Genomic DNA, 12,387 nt, shown 5'->3' with positions numbered 1-12,387 from the left:
CACGGCACCACACGCACCGCCACCGCCACACCGACCGCGACATCGAGGAGGGCCGTATGGCCATCCGGTCCACCATCATGGACAACAACAGCTTCCGGGCCGAGGACGCCGGGGCGCTCGACCCGCGGACCCGCGAGCTGACGAGCCGCCGGGAGGCCGTGCTCGGAGCCTCGTACCGTCTCTTCTACCGAAAGCCCGTGCACCTGGTGCGAGGTGAGGGCGCCTACCTGTGGGACGCCGACGGCCGCCGGTACCTCGACGCCTACAACAACGTCGCGAGCCTCGGCCACTGCCATCCGGCCGTCGTCGCCGCCGTGACGGAGCAGATGCAGCAGCTCAACACGCACACGCGATACCTGCACGAGCGGATTCTCGACTACACCGACGACCTGCTCGCGACGATGCCCTCCGAACTCGACAAGGCCATGTACATGTGCACCGGCTCGGAGGCGAACGACCTCGCGATCCGGGTCGCGAAGGCGTACAGCGACGGCGAGGGCATGATCGCCACGACCGAGGCGTACCACGGCACGAGCGAGCTGACCTCGGGGGTGTCTCCCGCGCTCGGCGCGGGCCAGCCGATCGCGCCGACGACGCGGCTCGTGCCCGCGCCCGACGCCTACCGTCTCGGGGCGCCCGGCTCGGGAGCCCTGGATGCCGCGGGGCGCGACGGCGTGGACGTGGGCCGCTGGTTCGCCGACCGCGTGCGGGCCGCGATCGCGGACATGGAGGCCGACGGCGTCCGGCTCGCGGGCTTCATCGCCGACTCGATCTTCTCGTCCGACGGCGTGCTGCCCGGCCCGGCCGGCTACCTCGCCGAGGCGGTCGAGGTCGTGCACCGCGCGGGCGGCGTCTTCATCGCCGACGAGGTGCAGCCCGGCTTCGCGCGCACGGGCGATGCGTTCTGGGGGTTCCAGCGGCACGGCGTCGTGCCCGACGTCGTGACCCTCGGCAAGCCCATGGGCAACGGCATCCCCGTCTCGGGACTCGTCGCGAAGGGCGAGGTCCTGGCGGCCTTCAGCGACCGCATCCCCTACTTCAACACCTTCGGCGGCAACCCCGTGTCGATGGCGGCGGCCCACGCCGTGCTGACCACGATCCGGGAGGAAGGCCTGCAGGAACACAGCCGCGTCGTCGGTAGCGACCTGCTGACCGCCCTGCGGGGCCTCGCGGCCGCGCATCCCGCGGTCGGCGACGTGCGTGGAGCGGGTCTCTTCATCGGGTTCGAGCTCGTGGCCGACGCCGGCAGCCGGACGCCCGACCGCGACCTCGCGCTGGCGGTGCTCGAGCAACTGCGCGAGCACGGGGTGCTGACCTCGGTGGCGGGCCCGCACGGCAACGTGCTCAAACTGCGCCCGCCGCTCGCGTTCCGGTCTGCCGACATCGACGTGCTCGTCTCGGCGCTCGATGCCTCGCTGACAGCGCTCGGGGCGTGAGGGGGCGGCGCTCGGCGGAGTGTCCAGGATTCGGCGCATGACGGGCGAGGAGATGCGGGCGGGTGCCGGGAGCGCGTCCGATCGCGCCTATGCCGAGCTCGTGCGCTTCTGCCACGCCGAGCGCTTCCACCCCGGTGAGCAGATCGGCAACGAGCGGGCCCTGGCCGAGCGTCTCGGCGTGGGACGTACCGTGCTGCGCCAGGCCATCGACCGCCTGGAGCAGGAGGGGTCCGTGCGCCGCGCGATCGGCCGCTCGGGCGGCCTCTTCTTCCACGACGGACGCATCCAGCGTCACCTCAACACGGTCGAGGGCGTGCCCGACATGGTGCTGCACCAGGGCCGCACGATCGCGACACAGGTGCTGCGGGCCGAGATCGCCGTCCCGGAGCCCGACGAGCGCCGGCGTCTCGCCCTCGATGCCGGGGCCGCCGTGGTGCGGGTGCGGAGGCTGCGTCTCGTCGACGGCGTCTCCTGGTCGCTCGACCACTCCACACTGCCGACGTCGCGGTTCCCCGGGCTGCTGTCGCGCGATCTGACGGGATCGCTGTATCGCGTGCTGGCGTCGGAGTACGCGCTCGAGCTGGATCACGCGGACGAGACGATCGAGGCCGTGCCGGCGACGGCCGAGCAGGCAGCGATGCTCTCGGTGTCGGAGGGTTCCGCGCTGCTCAAGATCTGCCGGGTCGCCTGGGACGTCACGGGCGCACCCGTGGAGTACGCGCACGACCTCTTCCGCGCCGACCGCACCCGCGTGCACATGCAGAACTACGGCACCAACTGGAAGCGGACGGTGCGGCTCGGGCGAGACCAGGCGGAACCGCGTGGCGCCGAACGAACATCGAACGCCTGAGGTCTCACCCGGCACCTACGAGGCGCCGTCGAGCTGGGAGGCGGCGTCCCGGATCAGGCGTACGACGACGTCACCGGAGAGGGCCTCGGCCCAGAGCTTGTCGAAGATCTCGGCGTACCAGCCGACGTACTCGCCGGTGTGCTCGACCTCGCACATGAAGGTCTCCACGGAGACGTAGGTGTCGTCGTAGATGTTGAACGAGTTCTGCGGGATGAGTCCGGCAGGCCGGTTCAGGGGGAGGACCCGGATCTCGACATGGTCGTACCCGGCTGCCTCGGCGATGCGATCGAGCTGCGGGCGCATGATCTCGTCGGGCGCGAGTCGCGCACGAATCAGCGGCTCGTGCAGGAGCGCCCGGTACGTCTTGCCCTGCCGGTCGGCCGTGACCCCTCGCTTCATCCGTGCGGCGACGGCTTCCTCGACGTCCGTGACGTGCACGCCGGGCAGTGCGGTCACCTCCGTCAGGATGCGTCGTGCGTACTCGGGTGTCTGAAGGTAGCCGGGCACGATGTCGGTGAGGAAGGAGCGGAACATCGTCGTCGTGGAGTGCTGACGATTGACTTCCTCCTGGATCGGGACCTCGCCGTCGTGCATGATCTCGGGCCAGGTGCGGACTATGACTGCCACAGCGGTTCTCCTTCTGCTCGGTCGGATGGCCGTCCGTTGGTACGTCGAGAGCCTTCCAGGTCGGGCCATGGTCGGACTCCGCGCGATGCGGGCTCAGTTCTCGGGGAGGTAGCGCAGGAGGACGCAGTCTCCGATGGCGCGGGTTTCGGCGAGGGTCATGCGGTGCGCCAGGCCCTGTGGGAACGTGCCGGGGCGGACGAATCGTGGGGCGTTCTGGTCGCCGACGAAGAATGGTGCGTAGACGAGGTGGAGTTCGTCCACGAGCCCGGCGGTGAGGAACATGGTGTGGATCCCGCCGCCGCCTTCGACCATGAGGCGTTCGATCCCGCGGCCGGCAAGGTCGTTCAGGAGGGCGGCCGGGGCGACGTCCGCGCCCAGAGGGACGACGGTCGCGACATCTGCGAGTCGCTCGGCGAGAGCCGTCGCTGCCTGGTCGGTGGTGTAGACGATCTTGTCGTTGTCGCCGGTGGTGAAGAACCGGGCGTCGGGGTCGAGGTCGCCGCTGGTGGTGAGGGTGATCTTTGCGGGAGTGGCGGGCTTGCCGTCGGCGACGCGCTTGGCGCGGCGTTCTTCGGAGCGGACCATGAGGCGAGGGTTGTCGGCGCGGATCGTGTTCGCGCCGACCAGGATCGCGTCCACCCCTGCGCGTACGGCGTCGACGCGGTCGAAGTCCTCGTCGTTGGACAGCAGAAGCCGATTGGTGCTGGTGTCGTCGATGTAGCCGTCGAGCGATGCGGCCACGGACAGCAGCACGTGCGGGCGTTGCGTCATCCTGGGTTCCCCGTCCTGGTTGAGATGGCTTGTTCGACGATCGCGCCGTAGGCAGCGGCGGTCGCGGCTTGGGTCAACGCGGTGACCGTACCTGCTGGGAGTAGCTGTTGGAAGGACGCTCTGTCCAGGCACGTCGCGGCCGTGCCGCCGGTCCGGGGAAAGGGTAGAACCGCCGTACCGGCGCCGGTCGCGATCGCGGTCTCGGCTGCCGTCCCTGCGCCCCCTCCGACGACCAGAACGAGGTCGACGCCGCCGACGACGTTCGCATGGCCGAAGCGCGCCGTAGTCCCGGTGAAGCCACCGGGCCGGAACTGGTCGGCCACGTACGTGATGACCTCGATCCCGATTCCGATCGGTCCGTGGCTCACATCGACGCCTCTCGACGCGACGATGCGCGCCAGTTCGGCAACCGTCGTGTCCATGAGGGCGGCGTCGTGACCGGGCTGGCGGCTGCCGCAGATCGCCACGGTCATCGCTGAGGATCGCTGAGGTGTGGGCAGGAGGAACTCGTCGAGGTCGTCTGCGGTGATCCCGAGGATCTTGATGATCGTCGGACGTGTCCACGCGGCCGGCTCGCTGATGCCGGATTCCCAGCGGGCCACGGTCGTGCGATCCACGCCGAGACGTTCGGCGAAGGTCTCCTGCGACATGCCCAGCGCCTTGCGCCTGCGGATCAGCCGGGCGCGGCGCTGAGGGGCAGATCCCGATCTACTCACACGGCCCCCTCGTGGCGCTCTGGATGATCGCGACAACGCTGCAACGGCTCGGTTGCGCGCCGAGTCCGTCGATTCTACTGAAAGTCTGCGTATCCGGATGAACAGGACGGCCGCAATGCGCAACGTATCTCCGCAGGTCACAAGCCCCTGTGCGGCAGACGCGCCACAAAAGTACGACGAACTCGCGCTGGTCCCGGCAACTGCACTGCCGTTCGATTGAGGACATTGCGACCGGCGTCCTCCACCGCCCGGTTTGCCTCCCACCATCGCCGAAGCGAACGTCGAAGGGACGGTGCTATGCCCCTGCCCGCAATCCCCACGCACCTCGGACGCGATACGACTCTGCGTGTCAAGGTCGGTGACGCCTGCGGGCTGACCTGCACCTTCTGCCACAACGAGGGCACCCCCGTCACGGCCGACAACCGCACCCAGGCGCCCGGAACGTTCACGGTGACCGGCCCGAGCGGACGCAGCTCCATCTACGCCGACACGAACGGGGCACGATTCCTCCCAGCGCCCATCCCCGCTGACAGGGAGTTCGGCCAGGTTCTGGAGTGCCTGCGAGACGCGCTCAGCCTGAGCGAGGTCCACCTCACCGGCGGTGAACCGACGCTCCACCCGGACGTTGCGGCGCTGACCCGGATCGCGGTCGAGGCCGGCCTGACCGTTGGCATGACGTCCAACGGGGAACGCGGCCGCAAGGTGCTGCCCGCCTGTGCGGACGCAGGCCTGGACCGCGTGAACTTCTCCGTCTTCGGAACCACCGCGGACGAGCTCGCCCAGGTCCAGCACGCCAAGTACCGCAACCCCCGGCTCGCGCAACGAAAGATCGACGAACTGCACGCCTCGATCGCCGCCTGCGACGAGCACGGCATCAAGGCCAGCGCGAACATCGTCGTCATCGACCACACTCACATTCCCCGAGTACACCGGCTGCTGGACGAGTACTCACCGCGCCTGTCAGTGCGGCTGCTCAACTCTCTCGACCACGGACGAGCATCGATCGATGCGATCCTCCAGGTCCTCAAGGAGCGGCGGGCCGTACCCGAGGCGAACTTCGTGACGGCCGGGGTCTCGGGCGCCCGAACCGCCTACAGGCTGCTCGATGGGCGACGCATCTACTTCAAGCAGATCCGGCCCGTCCGCCTGCCCGAGACCTGCTCCACCTGCCGGTTCAACAACGACACCGACTGCCAGGAGGGCTTCTACGGGGCGCGCCTCTACTACGATCGCGACGGCCAGTACCACGTCGGCGTCTGCATCCAGCGCATGGACCTGTGCATGCCCGTCGAGGAGTTCCTCACCAGCCCGCTGCGGGGCGAAATCCTCGCCCTGCGCGAAACAGAACACTCACGCCTCGCGGCACACGAGGCCGCATGACCGCCATCGAGAGTTCCAGGAAGGCCCCCGAATGCCTATCGAGCACGAAGCCAAGATCCTTGACATCGACCCGGCAGCCGTCGAGGACGCGATCCTGGCCCAGGGCGGTGTGAAGCTCGGCGAACGGCTGATGCGCCGTTACGTGTACGACATCGTGCCCGGCGACATGTCCAAGTGGATCCGCCTGCGCGACACCGGCAGCGAGGCCACTCTCACGGTCAAGGAGATCGCCTCCGACGCGATCGACGGCACCCGCGAGGTCGAGACAGTGGTGGGCAGCTTCGAGGACACCAATGCCCTGCTCGGCCTGATGGGCTTCACGCCGAAGTCCTACCAGGAGAACAAGCGCGTCAGCTACCGGCTCGGGAACGTGGAACTCGAGATCGACACCTGGCCACGCATCCCCACCTACCTGGAGATCGAGGCCGACTCCGCCGAGACCGTCATCAAGACCGCCGCCCTGCTCGGCTACACCGAGGACGACTTGACCGGAGAGAACACCGTCAAGGTCTACCAGCGTTACGGCATCGACCTCGGCACCATCCCGCACCTGACCTTCGCCGAGTGAGTGAGGACGATTCATGGGCAGTCTCGTGATCCGTGACGCCGTCGTCGGCGACGCCGAGCAGGTGGCCGTCGTCCATCACTCCACGTGGCGCCACGCCTTTGCCGACCTGCTGCCCGAGGGGCACTGGCTCACCGACACCGTCGAACGTCGCACTCACCGCTGGGGTGCGCGTCTCGGTAACGGTGACCGCGAGGGCTGGCCCGTCGTCGCCGAAGCGGGTGGTCGTCTGGTCGGCTTCGCCCAGGCCGGCCCGGCTCGCGCCAAAGAGGACTTCGCGCCCGTTCACGATCGGGAATTGTGGTCGCTGTATGTCCTGCCCGAACATCACGGGTCGGGCGCCGGCGCGGCGCTTCTCGGTGCAGTGCTTCGGTCCGGACCTGCGCAACTATGGGTAGCGGACCCGAACCCTCGTGCTCAGGCGTTCTACCGCAAGCACGGCTTCAAGCCGGACGGTGCTCGCTTCGTCGATCGAAACGCCATCACTGAGATCCGGATGCTCCGTCCTTGAGGCGCAACGGCGCCGCTACAGCGCGACCCATCGTGCCGTGCGGTCGTCGGCGTAGATGGCGTCGAACCGCTGACGAAGGACGGCGAGATGCTGGCGGGACTCGGCAGCGCGCTTGAGGGGCCCGGTCAGCTGGACCAGGTCGCGCATGCGCAGGAGAAGGTCGAAGGACGAGTCGTCGGTGAGGTCGTACCCGTAGGCGTCGATGAAGTCACGGGTCCAGGCGCGGTCGCGGCCGTAGCGGACCGCGGCGTGCCAGGTCGGGATGAGGTCGATCTCGCGGGGACCGATCGCGACGTTGTCCCAGTCGCCGAGGATCGGCTGGTTGCCGTCCCACAGGAGGTTCCCGGCCCAGGCGTCCGCGTGGATGGGTCCGGTACCCAGCGTCCAGGTGGTCTCCAGGACTTGTCGTGCGACGTCGGCCGTTGCGCGACGCAGCCACCGTGCTTCCTCGTGGGTGAGTCCGTGCGGGGGTTCGTCGTGCGCGAGTTCTGCGCGCAGGGAGGTCAGCGGCTCCCAGGCAGGTAGTTCGGCGTCGACCGCCGGAACGGTGTGGAGCTGGTACAGCAGCGCCGCGAGGTCTGCCGAGGTGAAGGGCCGGCTGCTGGCGGGCTGGGGGTAGTAGTGCCAGAAGGACGCGGCGATACCGGTCGGGAGGCGGACCGGAGGGCAACTGTCCAGGGGCGCCGTGGCTGGGAACGCGTGGTCGTGGACGAGGCGTGCGACGGCGGCTTGGGTGACGTCCAGGAACTGGGACGTGCGGCGGCTCGTGGTCAGCCGCACGACGACGTCGACGGCGGGCAGGACGAAGACGGCGTTGCTGTAGTGGTGCTCGAGGCGCGCGTCCTGGACCGGCAGGTCACGCTCGGCGCACGCTGCCGTCAGGGCCTGGCGCAGGACGGGTTCGGTGAACAGCGTCATGTCAGGCGGCGCCTCCGAGCGTCTGGGCGAGGTCGTGGTCGAACGCGTCGAGGCCTGGCAGGGGGCAGTAGCCGTTGAGTTGCGCGCGGGCAGCCAGGACCGAGGCGGTACCGCGCGGGCTGGACAGATGGGCCACGGTTGGTAGGACGCCGGCCAAGATCTGCAGAGCGCGTTCAGGCTCGGCGCGATGGCCTGCGCTCGGAGCCAGGCTTGCCGGCGGGGCGAACGCGCCGGCGATCGCGGCTGCGGCCAAGACGTGGCGCCGCTGCATCCTGCTGTTGGTGACAAGGACGGCGGGGGTCAGGCGCTCGACCTCTCGTGTGCGACCGAGCGCGCACGTGGCGTACAGGAATTCGGTCTGTAGCTGGACGGGGTCGAAGAATCGGATCCATGCGGGGTCGTCGTCGCGTGGCGGCTGGTCCAGCGCGCGTTCCGCAGCACTCATCATCGCGTTCGAGCCCGTCGCGTCACCCGCGCCCGCACGGGCTCGGGCTGCCAGCGCGGCCGCACGTGCCCGGACGCGGCCCGAGCCCGTCCTGTCGGCGTGGGCGACTGCGCCGTCGGAGAGCGCGACGGCCTGCCCGACCGCCCCGGTCTGGATGGCGTGCATCGTCATGTCCCCGAGGATGTGCGCGGTCAGCACATCGTTCTCGGCAGCGCGGGCCAGGCTGAGGGCCTGCGCGAAGTGGTGCTGGGCGGCCTCGTGCTGCTGGGAGTCGAACGACATGAACCCCGCCAGGTCGTGCAGCCTGCCCGCGGTGGCCAGCAGGGCGCGGCCGACGTCGTCGTCGGTGTGGTCTGCCAGGAGCGGGCGGACCGTCTGGTGCAGGTAGTGGCTGACCGTCGCCGACGCGTGTCCGCCGCCGAGCTGATGATCGGTTCGGGCGAACGCCTCAGCCATCACGTTCATCGCTGCGACATCGGCCAATCCAGCCCGCCAACGGGCCGGAGGCACCTGTTCGACGGACAGGTCCGAGCTGGTCCGATCTGCCGCCGGAACTTGCGGGGGCGTCGCGTGGCCAGACAGCAGCGTGTCGAGGCTATCCGCGGTGATGTCCAGGAGCTGCGCCAGGAGGGGGCGCACCCACGGCATCGGTGCCGTGTCGCCGGCCTCCCATCGGGCAACGGTGGACCGTTCGATCTGGAGCTGGGCGGCGAGGCCCTCCTGGGTCAAACCTCGGCTGCGCCGCCGAGCGGCAAGCTCTGCACGACGTCGTCCCATGACCCTCTCCCTCGGCTCGACTCCGAGCACCCGACGAACGCTCAGGCCGGTCGGGAAGCTCCTCACACCGCATGATCTATGACGGCTGCTCACAGATCCACCGTTGGGCCGTGCTCCAGCCAGGATGCGACATAGATGCCACACCGAGGCGACGATGGCCAGCCGCGCGGTCATGCCCGACGTCGAACCGACGATAGTGCCTGGACTCGCCGCAGTGTGGAGACCTCGCCGAGCAGGGTGCAGCGCACTCCGTGCTTCTCCAGCTCGAACGCGAGCCGGGTGTAGGCCTCGGCCAGGCGGGCCGATCCCGGGACGATCACGACGGCGGCCTGGCGGTGGCGGGCGGTCTCGGTGACCTGGCTGATGGTCAAGCCGTCGCGGGCGTCCTCGAGCACATCCGCCAGAGCGAGGCCTTCTGCCTGCGCGTACGCGGTCACGGCGGTGCGCTGCCGCTGCGCATCCGCGCCGTTGCGGGCGGCGATGTATCCGAGCGCGACCGGCCGCGGCCCGTTCACCCGTCTCTCCCGGCCAGTGCCCGCACGTGGCATTCCAAGCCCGAGACCGTTCCGCACCAGTCGGCCACGGTCGGTACCGCGAGGCGCTGGATGAAGCTCTCGGTGAGGCCGAGGTCGCGGGCAATGGAGGCGCCCTCGGACAGGTGGACGGGTTCGATCGAGACCGTGCCGCCGCGCAACAGCGTCAGGCGGGCGATGCGGTCCTCACCGAGCGTCTCCAGGATCTCGGTCAGCGCGACGAACATCGCGTGCAGTGAGGGCGACTTGGGGTTCGGCATGGTTCACGCTCCAGGGTTCGGCGTGAGCCCACGGGCGATGATCAGGGCGTGCTCTCGTACCGTTCCATCGAACCTGGCGTATGGAGAACTCTGTAGCGCATGCATGACGCGGTCGCTCCGCTTCGATGCCGCACGCTCCACACTTCGCGCGCCCTGGCGGTCGGTGGTGGCGAACTTTCGGAGGTGCCGACGATCTACGAAACCAATTGTCCAGCTGACGGCGAATTTCGTGGGACCGCCGTCCTGCCAGCGTGTGCTCTGCGGTGGCAATCCCCGTACCGGCTGGGTCCCGATCCGGCGTCAACGCGCGTCGCCTCCCACCGGTCTCGGCGACGCCCCCACCCCGCCCGCCCTCACCCAGCACCGCACCCCCGCCCCCACCCGCTCACCCTCCCCGGTCGCCAGCAGATCGAGCAGCGCCCCCCGCAGCACCGCGAGCGCGAGCGTCCGCCGCGCCATCCCTTCCGGGCTGTCCCGCTCACCCTCCGGCTGGCACCCGGCAAGCACGTCGAGCCAGTCCCGGACGGTCGCCTCCGCGAAGCCTGCCCACGCGCCGTCGGGCTCGACGAGCGACCGCGTGTACGCCTCCGCCCACAGCCGCAGGAGCGGCCGGTGCTTCTCGTCCGCGAGCCACGCCCAGACCCGCTCCACCGCCGCGTCCAGCCCGATCGCCTCCTCCTGCCGGTCCCGGAGGCGCTCGACGAGGGCCACCTCGTCCGCGCGCGCCCGCGCCAGCAGCGCCCTGACGAGCCCGTCCTTGTTGCCGAACAAGAACATCAGCACCCGGGGGCTGGAGCCGACGGCGGCCGCCACGGGTCGTAGCGACAGGTCGGTCAGGCCGTGGTCGAGCGCATAGGTGTAGGCGGCCTCCAGCAGCTCGGTCTTCCGGGCCGAGGGCCTTGTCGATTCCTCCGTCACGTGCTTAGCCTATCGTCTACTGAAACGACTGTGTCAGTCGGCGCCGAAGTGAGCGGCGCCGAAGTGAGCGGCGCCGAAGTGAGCACCGCACCGCTGGAGGAACCCATGACCCAAGAGGACACGACCCAAGAACCCATGACCCAAGAACGGCAGTCCCGCGAGGTCACCGTGCGCCCGGCCGACCGCCCGGGTGACCTCGGCTGGATCGTCCTGGCCCACGGCGAGATCTACCACCGGCAGTTCGGCTGGAACGCCGAGTTCGAGGCGATGGTCGCCCGGATCGTCGCGGACTACGCCGCCGGCCACGACCCCGCGCGGGAGGCGGCGTGGATCGCGGAGGTCGACGGCGAGCGCGCGGGGTGCGTCCTCCTCGTCTCCGGCGACGACCCCGGAGTGGCCAGGCTGCGGGTGCTGCTGGTCACCCCGCGGGCCCGGGGCCTGGGCCTCGGCACGCGCCTCGTCCAGGAGTGCGTCGGCCTCGCCCGGGCGGCGGGCTACCGCCGGATGACGTTGTTCACCACCGGCAACCTCACCTCGGCCCGCCGGATCTACCAGGCGGCCGGCTTCGTCCTGGCGGACGAGGAGCGGCGCCACAGCTTCGGCGACGACGTCGTCGCGCAGAACTGGAGCCTCGACCTCCGCCCGGAGTCGCCGTGACCGTGCCCCGGCTACCGTGATCCCGTGACCTTCACCGAGGTGGCCGACGGCGTGCTGGTGCGCACCAGCCGGCGCATGAGCACGACGACGACGCTCGTGCTCGGCCCCGACGACTCCGGTTCCCGAGCGCCCGGCTCCCGGGCGACCGACACGACGCAACCCGGCCCTACCGCGCCCGCCCCGACCCCGCCCCGGCCCGCCCTCCTGATCGACCCCTCCTGGGACCCCGACGAGCTCGAGGCGATCGCCGACGACCTCGACTCGATGGGCGTCGGGGTCGTGGCCGGCCTCGCAACCCACGCCCACCACGACCACCTGCTCTGGCACCCGCGCTACGGCCCCGACGTGGTGCGCTGGGCCTCGGCCGGCACCGTCCGCGTCGTCGCCGAGCACGGACCCGAACTGCTCGCGGAGCTCGCCGACGACGCCCCGGAGCCGTACCCGGACGCGGTCCTCGCCCTGTTCGGCCGGGTGACCGCCCTGCCCGGGACCGACCGGCCGCACAGCACCCGCATCCCCGACCCACACGGGCTGCTCCCGCCCCACGAGGTCGTGGTCCACGCCGCCCACGCCGCCGGCCACGGCGCCCTGTGGCTGCCCGACGCCGGCGTCCTGGTGGCGGGCGACATGCTCAGCGACACCGAGATCCCGCTCCCGTTCGCCCCGGACGACCTCGACGTCTATCTCGCCGGCCTCGACCGCCTCGAACCCTACGTCCGCGCCGCGTCCGTGCTCGTCCCCGGCCACGGCACGCCGTCGTACACGCCGGCCGAACGCCTGGACGCGGACCGGCGGTACCTCGACGCCGTGCTGAGCGGCCACGCGCTCGGCGACCCGCGCCTGAGCAACCCCGGTATGGCCGAGGAGCACGCTCGCGTGCTCCGGATCGTCGCGGGCGGTTCGTGAACGCCGGGCGAGGCCGTCGGAACGTGGAAGCGCGACCATTCGGGCAAACGCGTCCCGATCGAATTCGCGCGCGGCATGACGACGTCGGCGACGTCGCCACGTTGGTGCCAGCCAGGC

Annotated in this window: 15 protein-coding genes; 7 read left to right on the top strand and 8 right to left on the bottom strand. The window is 70.2% G+C overall.

Features of this window, described 5'->3' with window-relative positions:
- Positions 1–56: 56 nt before the first annotated feature.
- Complete coding sequence (locus tag ACYVK5_RS14615) at positions 57–1,436, top strand: aspartate aminotransferase family protein (protein ID WP_460706187.1); 1,380 nt, start codon at positions 57–59, stop codon at positions 1,434–1,436.
- Between the two features lie 37 nt (positions 1,437–1,473).
- Positions 1,474–2,286: a GntR family transcriptional regulator gene (locus tag ACYVK5_RS14610; RefSeq protein WP_460706185.1), complete on the top strand. Its 813-nt coding sequence runs from the start codon at positions 1,474–1,476 to the stop codon at positions 2,284–2,286.
- A 15-nt stretch (positions 2,287–2,301) separates the two neighbouring features.
- Here the strand turns inward: ACYVK5_RS14610 and ACYVK5_RS14605 are convergent, their stop codons facing one another.
- The 3 genes from ACYVK5_RS14605 to ACYVK5_RS14595 all read right to left on the bottom strand — a co-directional run bounded on the left by ACYVK5_RS14605 (position 2,302) and on the right by ACYVK5_RS14595 (position 4,667).
- On the bottom strand, positions 2,302–2,913 hold the full coding sequence (locus ACYVK5_RS14605; RefSeq protein WP_460706183.1) for a DUF5753 domain-containing protein: 612 nt from the start codon (positions 2,911–2,913) through the stop codon (positions 2,302–2,304).
- A 93-nt stretch (positions 2,914–3,006) separates the two neighbouring features.
- On the bottom strand, positions 3,007–3,684 hold the full coding sequence (locus ACYVK5_RS14600; protein ID WP_460706181.1) for a RibD family protein: 678 nt from the start codon (positions 3,682–3,684) through the stop codon (positions 3,007–3,009).
- Positions 3,681–4,667, bottom strand: a complete 987-nt coding sequence (locus tag ACYVK5_RS14595) for a helix-turn-helix transcriptional regulator (RefSeq protein WP_460706179.1) — start codon at positions 4,665–4,667, stop codon at positions 3,681–3,683. Before ACYVK5_RS14595 ends, ACYVK5_RS14600 begins: the two co-directional genes overlap by 4 nt.
- Before the next feature lie 30 nt (positions 4,668–4,697).
- Between ACYVK5_RS14595 and ACYVK5_RS14590 the strand changes: the two genes are divergently transcribed.
- Genes ACYVK5_RS14590 through ACYVK5_RS14580 form a run of 3 tightly spaced genes read left to right on the top strand, consistent with a single transcriptional unit; the run spans position 4,698 to position 6,856 of the window.
- On the top strand, positions 4,698–5,780 hold the full coding sequence (locus ACYVK5_RS14590; RefSeq protein WP_460706177.1) for a radical SAM protein: 1,083 nt from the start codon (positions 4,698–4,700) through the stop codon (positions 5,778–5,780).
- A gap of 31 nt (positions 5,781–5,811) precedes the next feature.
- Positions 5,812–6,348, top strand: a complete 537-nt coding sequence (locus ACYVK5_RS14585) for a class IV adenylate cyclase (RefSeq protein WP_460706175.1) — start codon at positions 5,812–5,814, stop codon at positions 6,346–6,348.
- Positions 6,349–6,373: 25 nt separating this feature from the next.
- Positions 6,374–6,856 (top strand): GNAT family N-acetyltransferase, encoded by a 483-nt coding sequence (locus tag ACYVK5_RS14580; protein ID WP_460706173.1) that lies wholly within the window; start codon positions 6,374–6,376, stop codon positions 6,854–6,856.
- A 15-nt stretch (positions 6,857–6,871) separates the two neighbouring features.
- Here the strand turns inward: ACYVK5_RS14580 and ACYVK5_RS14575 are convergent, their stop codons facing one another.
- From ACYVK5_RS14575 to ACYVK5_RS14555, 5 genes are all read right to left on the bottom strand, one after another.
- Positions 6,872–7,774: a phosphotransferase gene (locus tag ACYVK5_RS14575; protein ID WP_460706171.1), complete on the bottom strand. Its 903-nt coding sequence runs from the start codon at positions 7,772–7,774 to the stop codon at positions 6,872–6,874.
- Between the two features lies 1 nt (position 7,775).
- A complete protein-coding gene (locus ACYVK5_RS14570) occupies positions 7,776–8,996 on the bottom strand; it encodes a helix-turn-helix transcriptional regulator (protein WP_460706169.1) in 1,221 nt (406 codons plus the stop codon).
- A gap of 170 nt (positions 8,997–9,166) precedes the next feature.
- Entirely contained in the window at positions 9,167–9,511 is a 345-nt protein-coding gene (locus ACYVK5_RS14565) for a hypothetical protein (protein ID WP_460706167.1), read from the bottom strand.
- The gene (locus tag ACYVK5_RS14560) at positions 9,508–9,789 is read right to left on the bottom strand and encodes a hypothetical protein (RefSeq protein WP_460706165.1); all 282 of its coding nucleotides are present in this window, start codon (positions 9,787–9,789) and stop codon (positions 9,508–9,510) included. The genes ACYVK5_RS14565 and ACYVK5_RS14560 overlap by 4 nt, the downstream gene beginning before the upstream one ends.
- A 300-nt stretch (positions 9,790–10,089) precedes the next feature.
- Positions 10,090–10,707, bottom strand: a complete 618-nt coding sequence (locus ACYVK5_RS14555) for a TetR/AcrR family transcriptional regulator (protein WP_460706163.1) — start codon at positions 10,705–10,707, stop codon at positions 10,090–10,092.
- A 105-nt stretch (positions 10,708–10,812) separates the two neighbouring features.
- On the opposite strand from ACYVK5_RS14555, the gene ACYVK5_RS14550 reads away from it, so the two are divergent.
- Complete coding sequence (locus ACYVK5_RS14550; protein WP_460706161.1) at positions 10,813–11,364, top strand: GNAT family N-acetyltransferase; 552 nt, start codon at positions 10,813–10,815, stop codon at positions 11,362–11,364.
- Positions 11,365–11,388: 24 nt separating this feature from the next.
- Entirely contained in the window at positions 11,389–12,270 is an 882-nt protein-coding gene (locus tag ACYVK5_RS14545) for an MBL fold metallo-hydrolase (RefSeq protein ID WP_460706159.1), read from the top strand.
- Positions 12,271–12,387 lie beyond the last annotated feature (117 nt).

It is taken from the genome of Myceligenerans halotolerans, from assembly GCF_054782975.1.
This window is presented reverse-complemented; position numbering and strand designations above follow the sequence as displayed.